The organism is Streptomyces sp. NPDC048257 (assembly GCF_043201855.1).
GTDB lineage: Bacteria > Actinomycetota > Actinomycetes > Streptomycetales > Streptomycetaceae > Streptomyces.
Genome location: NZ_JBICZI010000031.1, coordinates 46,365 through 68,017 on the forward strand (window position 1 = coordinate 46,365; position 21,653 = coordinate 68,017).

Sequence of the window (21,653 nt, forward strand, 5' to 3'; positions counted from 1 at the left end):
CCGACATGCTGATCCCTCGTAGGGTCAAGCACCGCAAGCAGCACCACCCGAAGCGCAGCGGTATGGCCAAGGGCGGTACTGAGGTCTCGTTCGGCGAGTACGGCATCCAGGCGCTGACCCCGGCGTACGTGACGAACCGCCAGATCGAAGCGGCTCGTATTGCGATGACCCGCCACATCAAGCGTGGCGGCAAGGTCTGGATCAACATCTACCCGGACCGCCCGCTGACGAAGAAGCCGGCCGAAACCCGCATGGGTTCCGGTAAGGGTTCTCCCGAGTGGTGGATCGCCAACGTGCACCCGGGCCGGGTCATGTTCGAGCTGTCCTACCCGAACGAGAAGATTGCTCGTGAGGCGCTCACCCGCGCTGCTCACAAGCTTCCGATGAAGTGCCGGATTGTTCGGCGCGAGGCAGGTGAGTCGTGATGGCGACGGGAACCAAGGCGTCCGAGCTGCGTGAGCTCGGCAACGAGGAGCTCGTTGGCAAGCTGCGCGAGGCCAAGGAGGAGCTGTTCAAGCTCCGCTTCCAGGCGGCCACGGGTCAGCTGGAAAACAACGGCCGGCTCAAGTCCGTCCGTAAGGACATCGCTCGCATCTACACCCTGATGCACGAGCGTGAGCTCGGTATCGAGACGGTGGAGAGCGCCTGATGAGCGAGAACAACGTGACTGAGAAGACCGAGCGCGGTTTCCGCAAGACCCGTGAGGGTCTGGTCGTCAGCGACAAGATGGACAAGACCGTCGTCGTCGCCGTCGAGGACCGCGTGAAGCACGCCCTGTACGGCAAGGTCATCCGCCGTACGAACAAGCTCAAGGCGCACGACGAGCAGAACGCTGCCGGCGTCGGCGACCGCGTCCTCATCATGGAGACGCGTCCGCTGTCGGCGAGCAAGCGCTGGCGCATCGTCGAGATCCTCGAGAAGGCCAAGTAAGCACCTGAGGGGTTTCCCTTAGGTTCGTTCCGCCAGGCTCGGTGGGGGCGACGCTCTCCGGAGTGAAGCCCCCGCCGGGAACCGGCAGACAAACAGGAGATACACGTGATCCAGCAGGAGTCGCGACTGCGTATCGCCGACAACACTGGTGCCAAGGAAATCCTTTGCATCCGTGTTCTCGGTGGTTCCGGTCGCCGCTACGCGGGCATCGGTGACGTCATCGTCGCCACCGTCAAGGACGCGATCCCCGGTGGCAACGTGAAGAAGGGTGACGTCGTCAAGGCAGTCATCGTTCGCACCGTCAAGGAGCGTCGCCGCCAGGACGGCTCGTACATCCGCTTTGACGAGAACGCCGCCGTCATTCTGAAGAACGACGGCGACCCTCGCGGCACCCGTATCTTCGGCCCGGTGGGCCGTGAGCTGCGCGAGAAGAAGTTCATGAAGATCATCTCGCTCGCGCCGGAGGTGCTGTAAGCATGAAGATCAAGAAGGGCGACCTGGTCCAGGTCATCACCGGTAAGGACAAGGGCAAGCAGGGCAAGGTCATCGTTGCCTTCCCCGCCGACAACCGTGTCCTCGTCGAGGGTGTCAACCGGGTCAAGAAGCACACCAAGGCTGCGCAGAACCAGGCCGGTGGCATTGTGATCACCGAGGCCCCGGTCCACGTCAGCAACGTTCAGCTGGTTGTGGAGAAGGACGGCAAGAAGGTCGTCACCCGCGTCGGCTACCGCTTCGACGACGAGGGCAACAAGATCCGCGTTGCCAAGCGGACGGGTGAGGACATCTGATGGCTACCACTCCGCGTCTCAAGACGAAGTACCGCGAGGACATCGCGGGCAAGCTGCGTGAGGAGTTCTCCTACGAGAACGTCATGCAGATCCCCGGCCTCGTGAAGATCGTGGTCAACATGGGTGTGGGCGACGCCGCCCGCGACTCCAAGCTGATCGACGGCGCCATCAAGGACCTGACGACGATCACCGGTCAGAAGCCGGCCGTCACGAAGGCCCGGAAGTCCATCGCGCAGTTCAAGCTGCGTGAGGGTCAGCCGATCGGCTGCCACGTCACCCTCCGTGGTGACCGCATGTGGGAGTTCCTGGACCGTACGCTGTCGCTCGCGCTGCCGCGTATCCGTGACTTCCGTGGTCTGTCGCCGAAGCAGTTCGACGGCCGTGGCAACTACACCTTCGGTCTCACGGAGCAGGTCATGTTCCACGAGATCGACCAGGACAAGATCGACCGTACCCGGGGTATGGACATCACCGTGGTCACCACGGCGACCAACGACGCTGAGGGCCGCGCGCTCCTTCGTCACCTCGGCTTCCCCTTCAAGGAGGCGTAAGCGAGATGGCGAAGAAGGCTCTCATCGCGAAGGCTGCCCGTAAGCCCAAGTTCGGTGTGCGTGCGTACACCCGCTGCCAGCGCTGCGGTCGCCCCCACTCCGTGTACCGCAAGTTCGGCCTGTGCCGCGTGTGCCTTCGTGAGATGGCTCACCGTGGCGAGCTGCCGGGCGTGACCAAGAGCTCCTGGTAAATCTCCCTCGTCCGCAAGGACTTGGGGAGTACCAGGCACTCTCGGTAAGCATCTGGACGGTGGGTGCCCGGCCGCGCATGCCTTAGGCTTGTGTGGTTGGGCGTCCGCCGCCCATAACGACTTACTACGCCGTAGGTCCCCGCACCGCACCCGTCCCGCCACTGAGTGGGGAGAGGGATGGCGCATACAGGAAACCCCGGCGAGAGAGGCCGAAGGCCACTTCATGACCATGACTGACCCGATCGCAGACATGCTCACTCGTCTGCGTAACGCTAACTCGGCGTACCACGACTCCGTCGTGATGCCGCACAGCAAGATCAAGTCGCACATCGCAGAAATCCTCAAGCAGGAGGGTTTCATCACCGGCTGGAAGGTCGAGGACGCCGAGGTCGGCAAGAACCTCGTCCTCGAGCTGAAGTTCGGGCCGAACCGTGAGCGCTCCATTGCGGGCATCAAGCGGATCTCGAAGCCCGGTCTGCGCGTGTACGCGAAGTCCACCAACCTGCCGAAGGTCCTCGGCGGCCTGGGCGTGGCGATCATCTCCACGTCCCACGGTCTCCTGACCGGTCAGCAGGCAGGCAAGAAGGGCGTAGGTGGGGAAGTCCTCGCCTACGTCTGGTAGTCGGGAACGGAGGAAAAGCAATGTCGCGAATCGGCAAGCTCCCCATCCAGGTTCCCGCCGGTGTGGACGTCACCATCGATGGCCAGACGGTCGCCGTGAAGGGCCCCAAGGGTTCCCTCGCGCACACCGTCAAGGCGCCCATCGCAATCGTCAAGGGTGAGGACGGCGTTCTGAACGTCACCCGCCCGAACGACGAGCGTCAGAACAAGGCCCTGCACGGCCTGTCCCGCACGCTGGTGGCGAACATGATCACCGGTGTGACCACGGGATACGTCAAGGCTCTCGAGATCAGCGGTGTCGGTTACCGTGTCCTGGCGAAGGGCTCCAACCTGGAGTTCCAGCTGGGCTACAGCCACCCGATCCTGGTGGAGGCGCCCGAGGGCATCTCCTTCAAGGTCGAGTCGCCGACCAAGTTCTCGGTCGAGGGCATCGACAAGCAGAAGGTCGGCGAGGTCGCCGCCAACATCCGCAAGCTGCGGAAGCCCGACCCGTACAAGGCCAAGGGTGTCAAGTACGCCGGCGAAGTCATCCGCCGCAAGGTCGGAAAGGCTGGTAAGTAGCCATGGCATACGGTGTGAAGATCGCCAAGGGCGACGCGTACAAGCGCGCTGCCAAGGCACGCCGCCACATCCGCATCCGCAAGAACGTCTCGGGTACGGCGGAGCGTCCGCGCCTCGTCGTGACGCGTTCCAACCGCAACATCGTTGCTCAGGTCATCGACGACCTCCAGGGTCACACCCTGGCGTCCGCGTCGACCCTGGACACCTCGATCCGCGGTGGCGAAGGCGACAAGAGCGCCCAGGCCCAGGCCGTCGGCGCGCTCGTCGCCGAGCGTGCCAAGGCTGCGGGTGTCGAGACCGTCGTGTTCGACCGCGGTGGCAACCGATACGCCGGGCGCATTGCCGCTCTGGCTGACGCCGCCCGCGAAGCCGGGCTGAAGTTCTAAGCCCCGGTTCCGGGACTCACGGACGTAACAGAGAGAGGTAATCCAATGGCTGGACCCCAGCGCCGCGGAAGCGGTGCCGGTGGCGGCGAGCGGCGGGACCGGAAGGGTCGCGACGGTGGCCCTGCCGCCGAGAAGACCGCTTACGTTGAGCGCGTTGTCGCGATCAACCGCGTCGCCAAGGTTGTCAAGGGTGGTCGCCGCTTCAGCTTCACCGCGCTGGTCGTGGTGGGCGACGGTGACGGCACTGTAGGTGTCGGTTACGGCAAGGCCAAGGAAGTTCCCGCGGCCATCGCCAAGGGTGTCGAGGAAGCCAAGAAGTCCTTCTTCAAGGTTCCGCGCATCCAGGGCACGATCCCTCACCCGATCACGGGTGAGCGTGCCGCGGGCGTCGTGCTCCTGAAGCCGGCTTCCCCCGGTACCGGTGTTATCGCCGGTGGCCCGGTGCGCGCCGTTCTGGAGTGCGCCGGCGTTCACGACATCCTGTCGAAGTCGCTCGGTTCGTCGAACGCGATCAACATCGTGCACGCGACCGTCGCAGCGCTCAAGGGCCTGCAGCGTCCCGAGGAGATCGCGGCTCGCCGTGGTCTGCCCCTCGAGGACGTCGCCCCCGCGGCTCTGCTTCGTGCGCGTGCTGGGGCGGGTGCGTAATGGCTCGCCTCAAGATCACGCAGACGAAGTCGTACATCGGCAGCAAGCAGAACCACCGCGACACTCTGCGTTCGCTCGGGCTCAAGCGCCTGAACGACGTGGTCGTCAAGGAGGACCGCCCCGAGTTCCGCGGAATGGTGCAGACCGTCCGCCACCTCGTGACGGTTGAGGAGGTTGACTAACATGGCTGAGAACAGCCCGCTGAAGGCCCACAACCTCCGTCCCGCCCCCGGCGCCAAGACCGCGAAGACCCGTGTCGGTCGTGGTGAGGCGTCGAAGGGTAAGACGGCCGGTCGTGGTACGAAGGGCCAGAAGGCCCGTTACCAGATCCCGCAGCGCTTCGAGGGTGGGCAGATGCCCCTCCACATGCGTCTGCCGAAGCTCAAGGGCTTCAAGAACCCGTTCCGCACCGAGTTCCAGGTCGTGAACCTGGACAAGCTCGGCGCTCTCTACCCCGAGGGTGGAGAGGTCACGGTGGCCGACCTGGTCGCCAAGGGCGCGGTTCGCAAGAACAGCCTCGTCAAGGTCCTGGGCCAGGGCGAGATCTCCGTGGCGCTGCAGGTTTCGGTTGACGCCGTCTCCGCTTCCGCCAAGGAGAAGATCGCCGCTGCCGGCGGCACCGTCACCGAGCTCGTCTAAGACGATTTCAGTGGCTGAATAGCTCGAAACCCGACCGGGGATGCCTCACATATGGGGCATCCCCGGTCGGTCGTTCCACGGAAGGCACACTCGCCGGTAAGGTGGCGTGCACCTTTGCTTTGTCGTATTCGTCGATCCCTCAGACCGTCACCTCTGACGCAGTAGCGCGGGGGTCGCAGGAGGCACCGTGCTCACCGCGTTCGCCCGGGCGTTCAAGACGCCCGACCTGCGCAAGAAGCTGCTCTTCACGCTCGCCATCATCGTGCTGTTCCGGCTCGGGTCCCACATCCCGGTACCCGGCGTGAGCTACAAGAACGTTCAGATCTGTGTCGACCAGGCAGGCAGCAGCAATGGGCTGTTCGGTCTGGTCAACATGTTCAGCGGCGGTGCGCTGCTGCAGATCACGATCTTCGCGCTCGGCATCATGCCCTACATCACGGCGAGCATCATCCTGCAGCTGCTGACCGTGGTCATCCCGAAGCTGGAGACCCTCAAAAAAGAGGGCCAGTCCGGTACGGCGAAGATCACTCAGTACACGCGCTATCTGACGGTCGCGCTGGCGATCCTGCAGGGCACGGGCCTCGTCGCCACGGCCCGCACGGGCGCCCTGTTCCAGGGCTGCTCGGCCGCCCGCGATATCGTCCCCGACCGGTCGATCTTCACCACGGTCGTCATGGTCGTCACCATGACCGCCGGTACCTGTGTCGTCATGTGGCTCGGTGAGCTCATCACCGACCGCGGCATCGGCAACGGTATGTCGATCCTCATGTTCATCTCGATCGCCGCCGGCTTCATCGGCGCCCTCTGGCAGATCAAGCTCCAGGGCAAGATCGCCGACGGCTGGGTCGAGTTCGGCGTCGTCATGCTCGTCGGCCTCGCGATGGTCGGCCTGGTGGTCTTCGTCGAGCAGGCGCAGCGCCGGATCCCGGTCCAGTACGCGAAGCGCATGATCGGCCGCCGTGCCTACGGCGGTACGTCGACCTACATCCCGCTCAAGGTGAACCAGGCGGGCATCATCCCCGTCATCTTCGCCTCGTCGCTGCTCTACATTCCGGCGCTGGTCGTGCAGTTCAGCGGGTCCACCGCGGGCTGGGCCACCTGGATCCAGAAGCACTTCGTCAAGGGCGACCACCCGTACTACATCGCGGTCTACTTCCTCCTGATCGTTTTCTTCGCGTTCTTCTACGTGGCGATCTCGTTCAACCCCGAGGAAGTTGCAGACAACATGAAGAAGTATGGTGGGTTCATCCCGGGCATCCGCGCCGGTCGACCCACCGCCGAGTACCTCAGCTACGTACTCAACCGGATCACCTGGCCGGGGTCGCTGTACCTGGGTCTCATCGCTCTTGTGCCGACGATGGCGTTGGCCGGCTTCGGAGCGAACCAGAACTTCCCGTTCGGCGGGACGAGCATCCTGATCATCGTGGGTGTGGGTCTGGAAACCGTGAAGCAGATCGAGAGCCAGCTCCAGCAGCGTAATTACGAAGGGTTCCTCCGCTGATGCGAATCGTCCTCGTTGGACCGCCCGGTGCGGGCAAGGGAACGCAGGCCGCGTTCCTTGCCAAGAACCTGTCGATCCCGCACATCTCCACGGGCGACCTGTTCCGGGCCAACATCAGCCAGGGAACCGAGCTCGGCAAGAGCGCCAAGTCGTACATGGACGCCGGTGAGCTCGTCCCCGACTCGGTGACCATCGGCATGGCCAAGGACCGGATGGAGCAGCCGGACGCCGCGAACGGCTTCCTGCTCGACGGCTTCCCGCGCAACCTCTCGCAGGCCGAGGCCCTCGACGAGATCCTCAAGGCGGCCGGCCTGAGCCTGGACGCCGTCCTCGACCTGGAGGTCGAGGAGGACGAGGTCGTCAAGCGCATCGCCGGGCGCCGGACCTGCCGCAAGGACTCCGCGCACGTGTTCCACGTGACGTACGCGCCGCCGAAGGCCGACGGTGTCTGCGACCACTGCAACGGTGAGCTCTACCAGCGTGGTGACGACTCCGAGGCCACGGTCCGCAACCGGCTGTCGGTCTACCACGCGGAGACCGAGCCGATCATCGACTACTACAAGGCCCAGGGCCTCGTGTCGACCATCCCCGCCCTCGGTGAGGTAGCGGAGATCACGCGGCGCGCGATGGACGCCCTGAAGAAGTAGTAGCCCCTTGCTGTGCAGGTACGGCCGCGGTGTCCCCAGGGCATCGCGGCCGTACTGTTTGAGAAGACCCGTTTCGAAGCTGGAAGGCACGCCGTCATGGTGCAGATCAAGACCCCCGAGCAGATCGCGAGAATGCGCGAGGCAGGGCTGGTCGTCGCCGCGATCCACGCGGCGACCCGTGAGGCGGCCGTGCCGGGCGCCACGACGCGGGATCTGGACATGGTGGCCCGCAAGGTCATCGCGGACGCCGGCGCCAAGTCGAACTTCCTCGGCTACGGCGGCTTCCCCGCGACCATCTGCACCTCGGTCAACGAGGTCGTCGTCCACGGCATCCCGGACGACAAGACCGTCCTCAAGGACGGCGACATCATCTCGATCGACGCCGGTGCGATCGTGGACGGCTGGCACGGCGACGCCGCGTACACCGCCTTCGTGGGCACCGGGCACGCCCCTGAGCTCCTGGAGCTGTCCCGGGTGACCGAGGAGTCCATGTGGGCCGGTATCGCCGCCATGAAGCTCGGCAACCGCCTCGTCGACATCTCGAAGGCGATCGAGACGTACATCAAGCGCCAGCCCCGCCCCGGTACCGGTGACCACAGCCTCGGCAAGTTCGGGATCATCGAGGACTACGGCGGCCACGGCATCGGGTCCGAGATGCACATGGACCCCCACCTGCTGAACTACGTCTCGCGCAAGCGGGGCAAGGGGATCAAGCTCGTCCCGGGCGTCTGCCTGGCGATCGAGCCGATGGTCTCCCTGGGCACCGCCCAGACGGAGGTCCTTTCGGACGACTGGACGGTCATCACGACCGACGGCACCTGGTCCTCGCACTGGGAGCACTCCATCGCACTGACGGAGGCCGGGCCCATCGTCCTGACCAGCCCGGACTGCGGCAAGGCGAAGCTGGCGGAGTACGGAGTCACCACCGCTCCGGACCCCCTCGGTTAATGATCTAGACTCTGGGGCAAACTTTCCGGATTCGTCTTTCTGGGTGCCCTGACGTAGACTGACTCGTCGGCTCTCGTGCACTTCCATGCCTGCATGGCGCACCGAGCCGATCAAGGTAGCCGATTCGAAAGGCGAAGCGTGGCCAAGAAGCAAGGTGCCATCGAAATCGAGGGCACCGTGATCGAGTCCCTCCCGAACGCGATGTTCAAGGTGGAACTCCAGAACGGTCACAAAGTCCTCGCGCACATCAGCGGCAAGATGCGTATGCACTACATCCGCATCCTCCCGGATGACCGGGTCGTTGTGGAGCTCTCTCCGTACGACCTGACGCGTGGCCGGATCGTCTACCGATACAAGTAGATCTTGCTCTCACTCCTGCCTGGGCATCCGTCCCGGTGCGGGTGGTGGCACTGACCCGGAGAACCTCACCAACATGAAGGTCAAGCCGAGCGTCAAGAAGATCTGCGACAAGTGCAAGGTGATCCGCCGTCACGGTCGGGTCATGGTCATCTGCGACAACCTGCGCCACAAGCAGCGCCAGGGCTGACGCACGCCGACCGACCTGCCTTCCGCAGTTCTTCGCGCGACGTAAGAAAACGTACATACGCAGAACCCGCCCAGCCCTTCACGGGGCCGGCGGTACCTCCGGCGGGGGCCGGGGACCCGGGCGTACCATCACCCACTTCGGGGTGGTCGGCGGTCGGGGTCGGTTCTGCTGAAGACCCCCGAACACACAGGAGCCATTGAATGGCACGCGTTTCCGGTGTTGACATCCCGCGCGAAAAGCGCGTGGAGATCGCACTCACCTACGTCTTCGGTATCGGGCGCACCCGGTCCAAGGAGATCCTCGCCTCGACCGGCGTGAACCCGAACACCCGCGTTCGTGACCTGGCCGAAGAGGACCTCGTCAAGATCCGCGAGTACGTGGACGCCAACCTCCGTACCGAGGGTGACCTCCGCCGCGAGATCCAGGGCGACATCCGCCGCAAGATCGAGATCCAGTGCTACCAGGGCATCCGCCACCGTCGTGGCCTGCCGGTGCACGGCCAGCGCACCAGCACCAACGCGCGTACCCGCAAGGGCCCGCGTCGCGCGATCGCCGGTAAGAAGAAGCCGGGCAAGAAGTAGTCCTGTTCAGCGGTCTTGCGCTGTAGGACCGACCACCTCCCGTAGGAGATTTAGATGCCCCCCAAGGGTCGTCAGGGCGCTGCCAAGAAGGTGCGCCGCAAGGAAAAGAAGAACGTCGCTCACGGGCACGCCCACATCAAGAGCACGTTCAACAACACCATCGTTTCGATCACGGACCCCTCGGGCAACGTGATCTCCTGGGCCTCCGCCGGCCACGTCGGCTTCAAGGGCTCGCGCAAGTCCACCCCCTTCGCCGCGCAGATGGCCGCCGAGTCGGCCGCCCGTCGCGCGCAGGAGCACGGCATGCGCAAGGTCGACGTCTTCGTGAAGGGTCCGGGCTCCGGCCGCGAGACCGCGATCCGCTCCCTCCAGGCCACCGGCCTCGAGGTCGGCTCGATCCAGGACGTCACCCCCACCCCGCACAACGGCTGCCGCCCGCCGAAGCGCCGCCGCGTCTGACGCAGCGGACGCACCTGTGCGTTCTTGAGTGTCCGGGCGGTACGACCCCTTCTGGGGACGTACCGCCCGTACCCTTGCAGTAGCCGTACCCCCGGTACGGCATCCCGTCGGGCGTCAAATAGTGGGCGTCCACGAATGAAGGAACACAGACATGCTTATCGCTCAGCGTCCTTCGCTGACCGAAGAGGTCGTCGACGAGTACCGCTCGCGGTTCGTGATCGAGCCGCTCGAGCCGGGCTTCGGTTACACCCTCGGCAACTCCCTGCGCCGTACGCTCCTGTCCTCCATCCCGGGTGCCGCTGTCACCAGCATCCGCGTGGACGGCGTCCTGCACGAGTTCACCACCGTGCCGGGCGTCAAGGAAGACGTCACCGACATCATCCTCAACATCAAGCAGCTGGTCGTCTCCTCGGAGCACGACGAGCCGGTCGTGATGTACCTGCGCAAGCAGGGTCCCGGCCTGGTCACCGCTGCCGACATCGCGCCCCCGGCCGGTGTCGAGGTGCACAACCCGGACCTGGTCCTCGCCACGCTCAACGGCAAGGGCAAGCTGGAGATGGAGCTGACCGTCGAGCGCGGTCGCGGCTACGTCTCCGCCGTCCAGAACAAGCAGCTGGGCCAGGAGATCGGCCGTATCCCGATCGACTCCATCTACAGCCCGGTCCTCAAGGTCACCTACAAGGTCGAGGCGACCCGAGTCGAGCAGCGCACCGACTTCGACAAGCTGATCGTCGACGTCGAGACCAAGCAGGCCATGCGCCCGCGTGACGCCATGGCGTCCGCCGGTAAGACCCTGGTCGAGCTGTTCGGTCTGGCGCGCGAGCTCAACATCGACGCCGAGGGCATCGACATGGGCCCGTCCCCGACGGACGCCGCCCTGGCCGCCGACCTGGCGCTGCCGATCGAGGAGCTCGAGCTCACGGTCCGCTCGTACAACTGCCTCAAGCGCGAGGGCATCCACTCCGTGGGTGAGCTCGTCGCCCGCTCCGAGGCGGACCTGCTCGACATCCGCAACTTCGGTGCGAAGTCGATCGACGAGGTCAAGGCGAAGCTGGCCGGCATGGGCCTGGCCCTCAAGGACAGCCCGCCCGGATTCGACCCGACCGCCGCCGCCGACGCCTTCGGCGCCGACGACGACGCCGATGCCGGTTTCGTCGAGACCGAGCAGTACTGATTCATCCCGCAGCCGGCGGCCGAGGCCTTTGGCCCGGGTCGCCGGCCGGGCGTGAACCAAAGACTTTCCCGCGGCATCCGCCTCGGGGGAACTGACACCGGTACCTGACACGGCCGGTGCAGATATGAAGGAGTAACACCATGCCGCGTCCCGCAAAGGGTGCCCGTCTGGGCGGTTCCGCCGCGCACGAGAAGCACCTCCTCGCGAACCTCGCGAAGTCGCTCTTCGAGCACGGCCGCATCACCACCACCGAGGCCAAGGCCCGCCGCCTGCGTCCCTACGCCGAGCGTCTGGTCACCAAGGCCAAGAAGGGCGACATCCACAACCGTCGCCTGGTGCTGCAGACGATCACGGACAAGAGCATCGTGCACACGCTGTTCACCGAGATCGCCCCGCGCTACGAGAACCGCCCCGGTGGTTACACGCGCATCACCAAGATCGGCAACCGTCGTGGCGACAACGCCCCGATGGCCGTGATCGAGCTGGTCGAGGCCCTTACGGTCGCCCAGCAGGCCACCGGTGAGGCCGAGGCCGCCACCAAGCGCGCGGTCAAGGAGGCGGAGGCTGTCGAGACCCCCGCCGAGGAGACCAAGGAGGCCTGATCCCCCGGGATCACGCTTGCTTGAACGGCTCTGAACGGGCCCGCCCCTTCCGGGGCGGGCCCGTTCTGCTTTGCCAGGCGGTATCGGCTTTCTGAGAGGATCGGTCACGTGAGTGACGAGGTGGAGCCCGGGCACGTCCGGGTGCGGCTGGACCTGAGCTACGACGGCAAGGACTTCTCCGGCTGGGCGAAGCAGCGGGTGCTGCGGACCGTCCAGGGCGAGCTGGAGTCGGCCCTGCAGACCGTGATGCGGCTGTCCGAGCCGGTCGAGCTGACCGTGGCCGGACGGACCGATGCGGGCGTGCACGCCCGCGGACAGGTCGCGCAGTTCGACCTCGCCGAGGAGGTGTGGGCCGAGCACCACGACAAGCTGCTGCGCCGCCTCGCGGGCCGCCTGCCGCACGACGTACGGGTGTGGAAGGTCGCGGAGGCCCCCGAGGGCTTCAACGCGCGTTTCTCGGCCATCTGGCGCCGCTACGCCTACCGCGTCGGCGACCACCAGGGCGGCGTCGACCCGCTGCGCCGCGGCCACGTGCTGTGGCACCAGTGGCCGCTCGACGTGGACGCCATGAACGAGGCCGCCGCCGCGCTGCTCGGCGAGCACGACTTCGCCGCGTACTGCAAGAAGCGCGAGGGCGCCACGACCATCCGTACGCTCCAGCAGCTCAGCTGGGAGCGCGCCCCGGACGGGATCGTCACCGCGACCGTCCGCGCCGACGCCTTCTGCCACAACATGGTCCGCTCGCTGGTGGGCGCCCTGCTGCACGTGGGGGACGGGCACCGGCCCACCGACTGGCCCGGCAAGGTACTGGCGGCCGGCGTCCGGGACTCCTCGGTGCACGTGGTCAAGCCGCACGGGCTGACCCTGGAGGAGGTCGGCTACCCGGCGGACGAGCTGCTGGCCGCCCGCAGCAAGGAAGCGCGCAACCTGCGGACCCTGCCGGGCGCGGGCTGCTGCTAATCCGTTTGGGCGGATCGTCGCCGGAGCTGGACAATGCCCGGCATGGGACATCTCGAAGCCAGCCACCTGGAGTACTACCTTCCGGACGGGCGGGTACTGCTCCCCGACGTCTCCTTCCGGGTGGGGGAGGGGTCGGTCGCCGCGCTCGTCGGGGCGAACGGGGCCGGCAAGACCACCTTGCTGAAGCTGATCTCCGGCGACCTCCAGCCGCACGGCGGCGGGGTCACCGTCAGCGGCGGACTCGGCGTGATGTCGCAGTTCGTGGGCTCGGTGCGGGACGAGACCACCGTGCGCGACCTGCTCGTGTCGGTGGCCCAGCCGCGGATCCGGGAGGCCGCGAAGGCCGTGGACCGGGCCGAGGAGCTGATCCTCACGGTCGACGACGAGGCCGCGCAGATGGCCTACGCGCAGGCGCTCAGCGACTGGGCCGACGTCCAGGGCTACGAGGCGGAGACCCTGTGGGACGTCTGCACGATGGCCGCGCTGGCGATCCCGTACGACAGCGCGCAGTTCCGCGAGGTGCGCACGCTCTCGGGCGGTGAGCAGAAGCGGCTCGTCCTGGAGGCGCTGCTGCGCGGGCCGGACGAGGTGCTGCTGCTCGACGAGCCGGACAACTACCTGGACGTCCCGGGCAAGCGGTGGTTGGAGGAGCAGCTGAAGACCACCCGCAAGACCGTGCTGTTCGTCTCGCACGACCGGGAGCTGCTGACCCAGGCCGCCGAGCGGATCATCAGTCTGGAAGCGAGCCCGATGGGCAGCGACGTGTGGGTGCACGGCGCCGGCTTCGGGACGTACCACGAGGCCCGCAAGGAGCGCTTCGCACGCTTCGAAGAGCTCAAGCGGCGCTGGGACGAGGAGCACGCCCGGCTGAGGGCCCTGGTGCTGCGCCTGCGCAATCAGGCCGCGAGCAGCCCCGACATGGCCTCGCGGTACCGCGCGATGCAGACCCGCTTCCAGAAGTTCGAGGAGGCCGGTCCGCCGCCGGAGCCGCCGCGGGAGCAGGACATCCGGATGCGGCTCAAGGGCGGGCGTACGGGCGTACGCGCGCTCACCGTGGAGAACCTGGAGCTCACGGGCCTGATGAAGCCCTTCTCGCTGGAGGTCTTCTACGGGGAGCGGGTCGCGGTGCTGGGCTCGAACGGCTCCGGCAAGTCGCACTTCCTGCGGATGCTGGCCGGCGAGGACGTCAAGCACACCGGTACCTGGAAGCTGGGCGCACGGGTGGTTCCCGGCCATTTCGCGCAGACGCACGCGCACCCGGAGCTCTTCGGGCGCACGCTCGTGGACATCCTGTGGACGGAGAGCGCGATGCCGCTCGGCGCGGCCATGGGCGCCCTGCGCCGGTACGAGCTGGAGCGCCAGGGGGACCAGCCGTTCGAGCGCCTCTCGGGCGGTCAGCAGGCGCGCTTCCAGATCCTGCTGCTGGAGCTGGCGGGCACGACGGCGCTGCTGCTGGACGAGCCGACGGACAACCTGGACCTGGAGTCCGCGGAGGCCTTGCAGGACGGTCTGGAGGCGTACGAGGGCACTGTGCTGTGCGTCACGCACGACCGCTGGTTCGCGCGCACATTTGACCGCTACCTGGTCTTCGGTTCGGACGGTGTTGTGCGGGAGACTCAGGAACCCGTCTGGGACGAACGTAGAGTCGAACGCAAGCGCTAGGGGGCCGTCATCCCCTCGGCCGAGTGAGGGGCAGGGCGTCGTGGGGCTGCGGCCTAGCATCTGGCTGATGAAGTGGGAGAACCAGGGAACCGGCGGCCAGGGCCCCGGTGAGCGGGCCTCGGGGAGCCGGCTGGTCGACTGGCTGCTCCAGCCGGCCTCCCGGCCCTGGCAGCTGGTCTCCCTCGCGGTGGTCCTCGGGATCGCCGTCTCCACGAGCCTGCGGGCGAACTGGGGCTCGGACAACGCCTTCGTGGTCAAGGCCGCCGAGACGCTGCTGGCGGGCGGGTCCCCGTACGAGGACAAGCGCTTCCTCTACCTGCCCAGCGCCGTGCTCATGGCGGTCCCGGAGGCGCTGCTGCCGCGCGAGGTGCTGCGCTGGCTGCTGCCGCTCGGCATGTCGGGGCTGCTGGGCGCCGGCTGGCTGGCCGCGCTGCGGATGTTCGCGGTGCCGCTGCGCTCGCGCTTCGCGGTCGGCGGGTTCGCGGTGTTCGCCCTCGCCTACAAGCCGTACGTGAACCTCGTGCTGATCGGCAACTGGACCGCCATCTCGGCGGCCGCGCTGCCGGTGGCGCTGCTGCTCGCGCAGCGGCGCTCGTGGGGGACGGCCGGGCTGGTCGTGGGGCTGGCGATCGCCTGCAAGCCGATGCTGGTGCCGATGGGGCTGTTGTTCCTCTTCGCCCGGCAGTGGCGGGGGCTGGCCTGGGCCGTGCTGGTACCGCTGGGGGTCTCGCTCGCCGGCGCGCTGATGATGCCGAGTCCGTCGCTGTTCTTCACCAAGACGCTGCCGTTCCTGCTGCAGGGGCAGGACTCCTACGCCCTGCCGTGGGACGCCTCGCCGATCGCCGTGCTGCCGCGGCTGGGGGTCCCGGAGCCGGTGGCGGTGGCGGTGGCCTTCGCGGGGGCCGGAGCCGGGCTGTGGGGCGCCTGGCGGCGCTGGCGGCGGCCGGACTCCGCCGAAGGCGAGGGGGGTGACCAGGGGCAGCTGCGGCTGGTGGAGACGGCCTGCATGGTGATGCTCGCCGCATTCCTGGTCTCCCGTCCCTCCTTCGACCACTACCTCCTGGTGGTCCTGCCGCTGCTGCTGGCCTCGGGGGTGCGGCCCGGCTCGATGCCCCGCTCGCCCTGGTTCTGGCTGGCCCTGACGCCCCAGGTGGTCCTGATCCCGTGGCCCTCGGAGCTGGCCCAGAAGCGGCGCGCCTTCAAGGACTGCGCCACCCTGTGCGGGCTCGCCATGGTGCTGGCGCGTCGTGCGCTGCGCTCCGGTCGGGTTACTCTTGAGCCGGTAACAACTGCGGGGTCCCCACCCAGGACCGAACCGGAGTGCGCCGCGACGCCAGCAGAACCGGCATCGCGGACCGCGTTTTGACCCGTACGGGTCTGCTTGGGTATCCTGCTGGTTTGTTATGCGTATTGGCTTTCTCATTCTCACGTGAAAGGCCTTGCGCCGGTCCACCGGACCGATGACCAGCAGTTCACACGGGTTGCGTCCCCGATGTGAACGAGGGCTGTCGTGATCGTCCGTGGTGACCCTGTCAGGACCTTCCCGTGGGGCTTGCGCCCTTGGGATACCACCACTGAAGAAGCGAAGGCATACGCGTGCGTACGTTCAGCCCCAAGCCCGGCGACATCTCGCGCCAGTGGCTCGTCATCGACGCCCAGGACGTTGTCCTCGGCCGTCTGGCGACCCAGGCCGCTGCCCTCCTGCGGGGTAAGCACAAGCCGACTTACGCCCCCCACATGGACATGGGCGACTTCGTCATCATCGTCAACGCCGACAAGGTTCACCTGTCCGGCAACAAGGCGACCCAGAAGATGGCCTACCGCCACTCCGGCTACCCGGGTGGTCTCCGCTCGGTGCGCTACGACGACCTTCTCGCGAACAACCCGGAGAAGGCCGTCGAGAAGGCCATCAAGGGCATGCTCCCCAAGAACACCCTGGGCCGTCAGATGCTCTCGAAGCTGAAGGTCTACTCGGGCGACCAGCACCCCCACGCTGCCCAGCAGCCGGTGCCGTTCGAGATCACCCAGGTCGCGCAGTAGTTCCGGCCACCCCCTAAGACGTAGAAAATTCTGAGGAGCATCGTGGCCGAGACCACCGCCGAGACGACCCCCGTCGACGAGTTCGAGGGCAACGTCGAGGAGTACACCAGCGAGTCCGAGGTCGTCGTCGAGGGCGACTACACCTCCGAGTCCCTTGCCGGCCGCTTCGGCGACCCCCAGCCGGCCGCCGGCCTGGGCCGTCGCAAGAACGCCATCGCCCGCGTCCGGATCGTTCCGGGCACCGGCAAGTGGAAGATCAACGGTCGCACCCTTGAGGACTACTTCCCCAACAAGGTGCACCAGCAGGAAGTCAACGAGCCGTTCAAGCTCCTCGAGCTGGACAACCGCTACGACGTCATCGCCCGCATCTCGGGTGGCGGCGTTTCCGGCCAGGCCGGCGCCCTGCGCCTCGGTGTGGCCCGTGCGCTGAACGAGGCGGATGTCGACAACAACCGCCCGGCGCTGAAGAAGGCCGGCTTCCTCTCCCGCGACGACCGTGCGGTCGAGCGCAAGAAGGCCGGTCTCAAGAAGGCCCGTAAGGCTCCGCAGTACAGCAAGCGTTAATCTGCGCCTGCTGTTCTGCAACGAAACCGCCCCGGCAGCACTCTCTGTGCTGCCGGGGCGGTTCGTTTACCGCCACAAGCGGCAAATACCTGTCACAAGCGGTCATACGCGAAGCGGAAACTCGGGAGGACAACAGTGGGACGACTCTTCGGGACGGACGGTGTACGCGGCGTTGCCAACGCGGATCTGACGGCGGAGCTCGCGCTCGGCCTCTCCGTGGCGGCTGCCCACGTACTTGCCGAGGCGGGCACCTTTGAGGGCCATCGGGCGACCGCGGTGGTCGGCCGGGATCCCCGCGCCTCCGGCGAATTCCTGGAGGCCGCGGTCGTGGCGGGCCTCGCGAGCGCGGGCGTGGACGTCCTGCGCGTCGGTGTGCTGCCCACCCCGGCGGTGGCGTATCTCACCGGGGCGCTGGGCGCCGACCTCGGCGTGATGCTCTCCGCCAGCCACAACGCGATGCCCGACAACGGCATCAAGTTCTTCGCGCGCGGCGGCCACAAGCTCGCCGACGAGCTGGAGGACCGCATCGAGTCGACGTACGAGAAGCACCGCACCGGCGCTCCCTGGGACCGGCCCACCGGCTCCGGCGTCGGCCGCGTCTCCGACTACACCGAGGGCTTCGACAAGTACGTCGCCCACCTCATCGGGGTCCTCCCCAACCGTCTCGACGGCCTGAAGGTCGTCCTCGACGAGGCGCACGGCGCGGCCGCGTACGTCTCGCCCGAGGCCTTCACCCGGGCCGGCGCGGAGATCATCACGATCGGCGCCGAGCCCAACGGCCTCAACATCAACGACGGCTGCGGCTCCACCCACCTCGGCCTGCTCAAGGCGGCCGTGGTCGAGAACGGCGCCGACTTGGGCATCGCGCACGACGGCGACGCGGACCGCTGCCTGGCCGTGGACGGCTCCGGCGAGGAGGTCGACGGCGACCAGATCCTCGCGGTGCTGGCACTGGCCATGCGCGAGGCCGGCCAGCTGCGCGAGAACACCGTGGTCGGCACCGTGATGTCCAACCTGGGCTTCAAGCTGGCCATGGAGGGCGAGGGCATCCAGGTCGTGCAGACCGGGGTCGGCGACCGGTACGTGCTGGAGTCGATGAAGGAGCACGGCTACGCGCTCGGCGGCGAGCAGTCCGGCCACGTGATCATCCTCGACCACGCGACGACCGGCGACGGCACGCTGACCGGCCTGCTGCTGGCGGCGCGCGTCGCGGCCACCGGCAAGTCCCTCGCCGAGCTGGCGGGCGTCATGCAGCGCTTGCCGCAGGTGCTGATCAACGTTCCCGACGTGGACAAGTCCCGTGTGACCACCTCGGGCGAGCTGGCCGCGGCGGTGGCCGACGCCGAGCGCGAGCTGGGCACCACCGGACGGGTGCTGCTGCGTCCGTCCGGTACGGAACCGCTCGTCCGGGTGATGGTCGAGGCCGCCGACATCGATCAGGCGCGCTCGGTCGCCGGCCGGCTCGCGGACGTCGTGAAGTCCGCCCTGGGCTAGGCCGTCCGGGCGGCCCGGCCTAAAGGCCGTGGCCCCGACTGCGTGGCGCACCCGGCTTCCGGATCATCCGGCCGTGCTGGGTGCGCCACAGCAGTTTCCAGGCGATGAGGGTGAGCGTCCCGGCGAGGACGATGCCGGCCAGGTTCAGCGCCAGCTGCACGGCCGAACCCCACATCTGGGCGAAATCGCCGTAGCTGAGGGCCACCGCGGCGTTGGCGCCCGCCGGGACGGTGGTCACGGAGATCGCCACGCCCACCAGCGCCCCGACCTTCGCCGAGGTCAGCGAGAGCATTCCGGCCACGCCGGCGAGCAGCGCCACCACGAAGGAGAACGGGTCGGGCTGCCAGATGAAGTTGGTGTTCGGCCGGGGATTCTCCAGCATGTCCTCGTGGAAGAGGCCGAATGCGTCCATCCCCAGGCTGAAGACCGTCGTCGCCACGATCGCCGCCGCGAAGCCGATCACCAGCGCGGAGAGCGAGCGCCTCGCGAGCCTGCCCCGGCGCTGCACCAGGCCGGTACAGATTCCGGCGAGCGGGCCGAACTCCGGGCCCACCGCCATGGCGCCCACGATCAGGACCGCGTTGTCCAGGACCACGCCGCAGGCCGCGATCATCGTCGCGATGATCATGAAGGCGGCGTAGGTGATCGTGAGGGTGGACTCCTCGTGCGTCGATCCGGCGAGCTGCTCCCAGATCACCGCGTCCGCGGCCTCGCCCGGTGCCTCCTCCTCGGCGTCGTCGGCGCGTCTGGAGATCGACAGGTCGATGTTCTCGACGGCGATCGAACCGCTCTCCGCGATGCCGAGCGAGCGCATCTCCTGCAGCAGCTCGTCGGCCCCCTCGCGGGCGACGTCGCACAGGACGAGATCGCCCGCCGGATCGCGGGCGGCGCCGGTCAGCACGACCAGATGAGTGGTTCCGACCGTCTGGTCGATCAGCTCCACCACCCGCTCGGTGAGGTGATGTGGGGTGATCATCCGCAGGTGCAGCATGCGCGCACCCTACGGGACACCCCTTGGCGACTGCGGACTAAAGCTTGCGCAGGCTCAGCTTCTGCACCTTGTGGTCCGGTCCCTTGCGGACGACGAGGGTGGCCCGGCCGCGGGTGGGCGCCACGTTCTCCAGCAGGTTGGGCCGGTTGATCGTCCGCCACATCGTCTGCGCGTACTCCATCGCCTCCTCCTCGGAGACCTGGGTGTACTTGCGGAAGTAGGAGAAGGGGTTCTGGAAGGCGGTCGCGCGCAGCTTGCGGAAGCGGTTCAGGTACCAGCGCTCGATGTCCTCGGGGCGCGCGTCCACGTACACGCTGAAGTCGAAGTAGTCGGCGAGGGCGACGCGGGTGCGGCCGTCCGTACCGGGGAGGGCCGGCTGGAGCACGTTGAGGCCCTCGACGATGAGGATGTCCGGGCGGCGGACGACGAGCTCCTCGCCGGGGACGATGTCGTAGATCAGGTGCGAGTAGACGGGGGCCCGCACCTCGTCCTTGCCGGCCTTGATGTCGGCGACGAAGCGGGTGAGCGCGCGGCGGTCGTAGGACTCCGGGAACCCCTTGCGGGAGGTGAGTCCGCGCCGCTGGAGCTCCTTCATCGGGTACAGGAACCCGTCGGTGGTGACCAGCTCCACGCGCGGGTGCTCGGGCCAGCGGGCGAGCAGGGCCTGGAGGAGGCGCGCGACGGTGGACTTGCCCACGGCGACCGAGCCGGCGACCCCTATGACGAAGGGAGTGCCCTGCTGGGCGCCGTGCCCGTTGCCCGCGTCACCGAGGAAGGTGTTGAGGGTGCCGCGGAGATTGCTGGTGGCGCCGACGTAGAGGTTGAGGAGCCGGGAGAGCGGCAGGTACACGTCGCGGACCTCGTCGAGGTCGATGACGTCACCGAGGCCGCGCAGCCGCTCCACCTCGTCGGCGGTCAGCGGCAGCGGCGTCCGCTCCCGCAGGGCGCTCCACTCGGCGCGGGTGAGGTCGACGTACGGCGAGGCCTCGTGGCCCCGGCGGTGCGGGGGGCGCGTGGGGTGCCCCTCCCGGCCGGTGCGCTCCGTTGCGTTGTCCGGCGTGTTGCTTCGTGGCGGCGAAGTGATCACACCGCCATTGTCGGGGCTCCGGGGCGGTTGTGGGTGGTGTGGTCGGTCACGTGCCGGGTGGGACGGATGGGTACCGGACAGGGCCTGGCCGGTGCCGGTGGGGTTGTACGCCCGGTGGTTTCGATTGGAAATTCTTGGGGTCTCACCCGGATCACGATTGGCCGGGATCGCCGCCCGGGGCGATCCGGCGATCCATCGCCCCGTACATTGTTGATCACCGCAGTCGTGTCCACGCTCCGCTCCGAGGGGCGCCGTTCGGGCTGCCCTGTCGCTGTCGTTTTCCATGGGGGAGTCTTCTCGTGCGTACCGCTCTTGTCCGTCGTACCGTCCTGACCGCGTCCGCGGTGTCCCTGGCCCTGCTGGCCACCGCCTGCGGCTCCGACAAGGCCGACAAGGCCGATGCGAAGACGGACGCCAAGCCCTCCGCACCCGCGAGCTCGGCGGCCCCCGCCGCCAAGGGCAAGACCGACGCGGAGCTGGCCAAGCTCCTGGTGGCCCAGGCCGACCTCGCGGACCACACCTTCAAGGAGGCCACGCCCGCCGAGGCCGCCGCCGGCGCCACCGCCACCAGCGACAAGCCCGAGTGCAAGGTCCTGGTCCAGGCGCAGGCCTTCGTCCCGGCCGGCACCCCTTCCGGGACGGCGCGCATCAAGGCCGTGGCCACCCCGAAGCCGGCTGCCGAGGGTTCCTCGCCGGAGGACGCGGCGAAGGCGATCGTGGGCGCCCTCGGCTCCACGGCCACGACCGTGACCCTCGCCTCGTACGAGGGCAAGGGCGCCGAGGAGGCGTTCGCCGCAGTGAAGACCGCGAGCGAGAAGTGCTCCGGCGGCTACTCGGCCACCCAGGACGGCGAGACCACCAAGATCACCAAGGTTGCGCCCGGTGCCGCCGTCACCGGCGGTGACGCGGCCCTCCCCCTGACCGTCGAGCTCGACGTCGACGGCGAGAAGCTGACGACCCAGCTGGTCCTCGTGCGCAAGGGCAACACGGTCGCGTCCTTCTCGGCCCTGAGCCTGTCCGGCGTCGCCGAGCAGCCGAAGGCCCTCGTCGACGCGCAGGTCAAGAAGCTCGGCTGAGTCCC

31 protein-coding genes are annotated in these 21,653 nt (G+C 67.7%); 29 read left to right on the forward strand and 2 right to left on the reverse strand.

What is annotated here, in order from left to right; genetic code table 11:
- Positions 1-5: 5 nt before the first annotated feature.
- The 28 genes from rplP (at position 6) to glmM (ending at position 18,494) form a co-directional block, all read left to right on the forward strand.
- Entirely contained in the window at positions 6-425 is a 420-nt protein-coding gene (gene rplP / locus ACGFZK_RS34215) for a 50S ribosomal protein L16 (RefSeq protein WP_112447745.1), read from the forward strand.
- Positions 425-649 carry a 50S ribosomal protein L29 gene (rpmC, locus tag ACGFZK_RS34220; RefSeq protein ID WP_008739703.1) on the forward strand — a complete coding sequence of 75 codons (225 nt, stop codon included), beginning with the start codon at positions 425-427 and terminating at the stop codon, positions 647-649. Before rplP ends, rpmC begins: the two co-directional genes overlap by 1 nt.
- Positions 649-930: a 30S ribosomal protein S17 gene (gene rpsQ / locus ACGFZK_RS34225; RefSeq protein WP_030008467.1), complete on the forward strand. Its 282-nt coding sequence runs from the start codon at positions 649-651 to the stop codon at positions 928-930. The genes rpmC and rpsQ overlap by 1 nt, the downstream gene beginning before the upstream one ends.
- 105 nt (positions 931-1,035) lie before the next feature.
- Positions 1,036-1,404 carry a 50S ribosomal protein L14 gene (gene rplN, locus ACGFZK_RS34230; protein WP_008739701.1) on the forward strand — a complete coding sequence of 123 codons (369 nt, stop codon included), beginning with the start codon at positions 1,036-1,038 and terminating at the stop codon, positions 1,402-1,404.
- A 2-nt stretch (positions 1,405-1,406) separates the two neighbouring features.
- Positions 1,407-1,718, forward strand: coding sequence for a 50S ribosomal protein L24 (gene rplX, locus ACGFZK_RS34235; protein WP_030008468.1), 312 nt, complete (start codon positions 1,407-1,409; stop codon positions 1,716-1,718).
- Positions 1,718-2,269 (forward strand): 50S ribosomal protein L5, encoded by a 552-nt coding sequence (rplE, locus tag ACGFZK_RS34240; RefSeq protein ID WP_030008469.1) that lies wholly within the window; start codon positions 1,718-1,720, stop codon positions 2,267-2,269. Before rplX ends, rplE begins: the two co-directional genes overlap by 1 nt.
- 5 nt (positions 2,270-2,274) lie before the next feature.
- Positions 2,275-2,460 (forward strand): type Z 30S ribosomal protein S14, encoded by a 186-nt coding sequence (locus ACGFZK_RS34245; protein WP_003956452.1) that lies wholly within the window; start codon positions 2,275-2,277, stop codon positions 2,458-2,460.
- A gap of 223 nt (positions 2,461-2,683) precedes the next feature.
- Entirely contained in the window at positions 2,684-3,082 is a 399-nt protein-coding gene (gene rpsH / locus ACGFZK_RS34250) for a 30S ribosomal protein S8 (protein ID WP_008739698.1), read from the forward strand.
- 20 nt (positions 3,083-3,102) lie between these two features.
- Entirely contained in the window at positions 3,103-3,642 is a 540-nt protein-coding gene (rplF, locus tag ACGFZK_RS34255; RefSeq protein WP_109778528.1) for a 50S ribosomal protein L6, read from the forward strand.
- Between the two features lie 2 nt (positions 3,643-3,644).
- Positions 3,645-4,028 (forward strand): 50S ribosomal protein L18, encoded by a 384-nt coding sequence (gene rplR / locus ACGFZK_RS34260; RefSeq protein WP_008739696.1) that lies wholly within the window; start codon positions 3,645-3,647, stop codon positions 4,026-4,028.
- Between the two features lie 45 nt (positions 4,029-4,073).
- The gene (gene rpsE, locus ACGFZK_RS34265) at positions 4,074-4,676 is read left to right on the forward strand and encodes a 30S ribosomal protein S5 (protein ID WP_073912880.1); all 603 of its coding nucleotides are present in this window, start codon (positions 4,074-4,076) and stop codon (positions 4,674-4,676) included.
- The gene (rpmD, locus tag ACGFZK_RS34270; protein ID WP_053682614.1) at positions 4,676-4,858 is read left to right on the forward strand and encodes a 50S ribosomal protein L30; all 183 of its coding nucleotides are present in this window, start codon (positions 4,676-4,678) and stop codon (positions 4,856-4,858) included. The genes rpsE and rpmD overlap by 1 nt, the downstream gene beginning before the upstream one ends.
- Position 4,859: 1 nt before the next feature.
- Entirely contained in the window at positions 4,860-5,315 is a 456-nt protein-coding gene (gene rplO / locus ACGFZK_RS34275; protein WP_030008473.1) for a 50S ribosomal protein L15, read from the forward strand.
- Positions 5,316-5,502: 187 nt separating this feature from the next.
- Positions 5,503-6,816: a preprotein translocase subunit SecY gene (gene secY / locus ACGFZK_RS34280; RefSeq protein ID WP_393852740.1), complete on the forward strand. Its 1,314-nt coding sequence runs from the start codon at positions 5,503-5,505 to the stop codon at positions 6,814-6,816.
- A complete protein-coding gene (locus ACGFZK_RS34285) occupies positions 6,816-7,463 on the forward strand; it encodes an adenylate kinase (RefSeq protein ID WP_393852741.1) in 648 nt (215 codons plus the stop codon). Before secY ends, ACGFZK_RS34285 begins: the two co-directional genes overlap by 1 nt.
- Positions 7,464-7,559: 96 nt before the next feature.
- On the forward strand, positions 7,560-8,411 hold the full coding sequence (map, locus tag ACGFZK_RS34290) for a type I methionyl aminopeptidase (RefSeq protein ID WP_393852742.1): 852 nt from the start codon (positions 7,560-7,562) through the stop codon (positions 8,409-8,411).
- Between the two features lie 138 nt (positions 8,412-8,549).
- Positions 8,550-8,771 (forward strand): translation initiation factor IF-1, encoded by a 222-nt coding sequence (infA, locus tag ACGFZK_RS34295; protein WP_003956442.1) that lies wholly within the window; start codon positions 8,550-8,552, stop codon positions 8,769-8,771.
- A gap of 73 nt (positions 8,772-8,844) precedes the next feature.
- Entirely contained in the window at positions 8,845-8,958 is a 114-nt protein-coding gene (gene rpmJ / locus ACGFZK_RS34300) for a 50S ribosomal protein L36 (protein ID WP_003956441.1), read from the forward strand.
- A 200-nt stretch (positions 8,959-9,158) separates the two neighbouring features.
- Entirely contained in the window at positions 9,159-9,539 is a 381-nt protein-coding gene (rpsM, locus tag ACGFZK_RS34305) for a 30S ribosomal protein S13 (protein WP_007265919.1), read from the forward strand.
- A 54-nt stretch (positions 9,540-9,593) separates the two neighbouring features.
- A complete protein-coding gene (gene rpsK, locus ACGFZK_RS34310; RefSeq protein WP_003956432.1) occupies positions 9,594-9,998 on the forward strand; it encodes a 30S ribosomal protein S11 in 405 nt (134 codons plus the stop codon).
- A 151-nt stretch (positions 9,999-10,149) separates the two neighbouring features.
- Positions 10,150-11,172 carry a DNA-directed RNA polymerase subunit alpha gene (locus ACGFZK_RS34315; protein WP_008739666.1) on the forward strand — a complete coding sequence of 341 codons (1,023 nt, stop codon included), beginning with the start codon at positions 10,150-10,152 and terminating at the stop codon, positions 11,170-11,172.
- Positions 11,173-11,312: 140 nt separating this feature from the next.
- Positions 11,313-11,774: a 50S ribosomal protein L17 gene (rplQ, locus tag ACGFZK_RS34320; protein WP_030008477.1), complete on the forward strand. Its 462-nt coding sequence runs from the start codon at positions 11,313-11,315 to the stop codon at positions 11,772-11,774.
- 108 nt (positions 11,775-11,882) lie between these two features.
- Positions 11,883-12,734 carry a tRNA pseudouridine(38-40) synthase TruA gene (gene truA / locus ACGFZK_RS34325; RefSeq protein WP_393852743.1) on the forward strand — a complete coding sequence of 284 codons (852 nt, stop codon included), beginning with the start codon at positions 11,883-11,885 and terminating at the stop codon, positions 12,732-12,734.
- A gap of 33 nt (positions 12,735-12,767) precedes the next feature.
- Complete coding sequence (locus ACGFZK_RS34330) at positions 12,768-14,396, forward strand: ATP-binding cassette domain-containing protein (protein ID WP_393852744.1); 1,629 nt, start codon at positions 12,768-12,770, stop codon at positions 14,394-14,396.
- Between the two features lie 67 nt (positions 14,397-14,463).
- On the forward strand, positions 14,464-15,762 hold the full coding sequence (locus tag ACGFZK_RS34335) for a glycosyltransferase family 87 protein (protein WP_393852745.1): 1,299 nt from the start codon (positions 14,464-14,466) through the stop codon (positions 15,760-15,762).
- Between the two features lie 230 nt (positions 15,763-15,992).
- Complete coding sequence (gene rplM / locus ACGFZK_RS34340; protein ID WP_073912858.1) at positions 15,993-16,436, forward strand: 50S ribosomal protein L13; 444 nt, start codon at positions 15,993-15,995, stop codon at positions 16,434-16,436.
- 42 nt (positions 16,437-16,478) lie between these two features.
- Entirely contained in the window at positions 16,479-17,000 is a 522-nt protein-coding gene (gene rpsI / locus ACGFZK_RS34345; protein WP_326588501.1) for a 30S ribosomal protein S9, read from the forward strand.
- 135 nt (positions 17,001-17,135) lie between these two features.
- Positions 17,136-18,494 carry a phosphoglucosamine mutase gene (gene glmM / locus ACGFZK_RS34350; RefSeq protein WP_393852746.1) on the forward strand — a complete coding sequence of 453 codons (1,359 nt, stop codon included), beginning with the start codon at positions 17,136-17,138 and terminating at the stop codon, positions 18,492-18,494.
- 19 nt (positions 18,495-18,513) lie between these two features.
- On the opposite strand, the gene ACGFZK_RS34355 is transcribed toward glmM, so the two are convergent.
- Both ACGFZK_RS34355 and coaA read right to left on the reverse strand, forming a co-directional pair.
- Positions 18,514-19,485 carry a DUF389 domain-containing protein gene (locus ACGFZK_RS34355; RefSeq protein ID WP_393852747.1) on the reverse strand — a complete coding sequence of 324 codons (972 nt, stop codon included), beginning with the start codon at positions 19,483-19,485 and terminating at the stop codon, positions 18,514-18,516.
- Positions 19,486-19,522: 37 nt separating this feature from the next.
- On the reverse strand, positions 19,523-20,572 hold the full coding sequence (coaA, locus tag ACGFZK_RS34360; protein WP_393852748.1) for a type I pantothenate kinase: 1,050 nt from the start codon (positions 20,570-20,572) through the stop codon (positions 19,523-19,525).
- Between the two features lie 299 nt (positions 20,573-20,871).
- Here coaA and ACGFZK_RS34365 point away from each other — a divergent pair, with 299 nt between their 5' ends.
- Entirely contained in the window at positions 20,872-21,648 is a 777-nt protein-coding gene (locus ACGFZK_RS34365) for a hypothetical protein (RefSeq protein ID WP_393852749.1), read from the forward strand.
- Positions 21,649-21,653: the final 5 nt, after the last annotated feature.

Coding starts and splice junctions, on each gene's coding strand:
- rplP (WP_112447745.1), top strand. CDS start 6: ATGCTGATCCCTCGTAGGGTCAAGCACCGCAAGCAGCACCACCCGAAG.
- rpmC (WP_008739703.1), top strand. CDS start 425: ATGGCGACGGGAACCAAGGCGTCCGAGCTGCGTGAGCTCGGCAACGAG.
- rpsQ (WP_030008467.1), top strand. CDS start 649: ATGAGCGAGAACAACGTGACTGAGAAGACCGAGCGCGGTTTCCGCAAG.
- rplX (WP_030008468.1), top strand. CDS start 1,407: ATGAAGATCAAGAAGGGCGACCTGGTCCAGGTCATCACCGGTAAGGAC.
- rplE (WP_030008469.1), top strand. CDS start 1,718: ATGGCTACCACTCCGCGTCTCAAGACGAAGTACCGCGAGGACATCGCG.
- ACGFZK_RS34245 (WP_003956452.1), top strand. CDS start 2,275: ATGGCGAAGAAGGCTCTCATCGCGAAGGCTGCCCGTAAGCCCAAGTTC.
- rpsH (WP_008739698.1), top strand. CDS start 2,684: ATGACCATGACTGACCCGATCGCAGACATGCTCACTCGTCTGCGTAAC.
- rplF (WP_109778528.1), top strand. CDS start 3,103: ATGTCGCGAATCGGCAAGCTCCCCATCCAGGTTCCCGCCGGTGTGGAC.
- rplR (WP_008739696.1), top strand. CDS start 3,645: ATGGCATACGGTGTGAAGATCGCCAAGGGCGACGCGTACAAGCGCGCT.
- rpsE (WP_073912880.1), top strand. CDS start 4,074: ATGGCTGGACCCCAGCGCCGCGGAAGCGGTGCCGGTGGCGGCGAGCGG.
- rpmD (WP_053682614.1), top strand. CDS start 4,676: ATGGCTCGCCTCAAGATCACGCAGACGAAGTCGTACATCGGCAGCAAG.
- rplO (WP_030008473.1), top strand. CDS start 4,860: ATGGCTGAGAACAGCCCGCTGAAGGCCCACAACCTCCGTCCCGCCCCC.
- ACGFZK_RS34285 (WP_393852741.1), top strand. CDS start 6,816: ATGCGAATCGTCCTCGTTGGACCGCCCGGTGCGGGCAAGGGAACGCAG.
- map (WP_393852742.1), top strand. CDS start 7,560: ATGGTGCAGATCAAGACCCCCGAGCAGATCGCGAGAATGCGCGAGGCA.
- rpmJ (WP_003956441.1), top strand. CDS start 8,845: ATGAAGGTCAAGCCGAGCGTCAAGAAGATCTGCGACAAGTGCAAGGTG.
- rpsM (WP_007265919.1), top strand. CDS start 9,159: ATGGCACGCGTTTCCGGTGTTGACATCCCGCGCGAAAAGCGCGTGGAG.
- rpsK (WP_003956432.1), top strand. CDS start 9,594: ATGCCCCCCAAGGGTCGTCAGGGCGCTGCCAAGAAGGTGCGCCGCAAG.
- ACGFZK_RS34315 (WP_008739666.1), top strand. CDS start 10,150: ATGCTTATCGCTCAGCGTCCTTCGCTGACCGAAGAGGTCGTCGACGAG.
- rplQ (WP_030008477.1), top strand. CDS start 11,313: ATGCCGCGTCCCGCAAAGGGTGCCCGTCTGGGCGGTTCCGCCGCGCAC.
- ACGFZK_RS34330 (WP_393852744.1), top strand. CDS start 12,768: ATGCCCGGCATGGGACATCTCGAAGCCAGCCACCTGGAGTACTACCTT.
- ACGFZK_RS34335 (WP_393852745.1), top strand. CDS start 14,464: ATGAAGTGGGAGAACCAGGGAACCGGCGGCCAGGGCCCCGGTGAGCGG.
- ACGFZK_RS34355 (WP_393852747.1), bottom strand. CDS start 19,485: ATGCTGCACCTGCGGATGATCACCCCACATCACCTCACCGAGCGGGTG.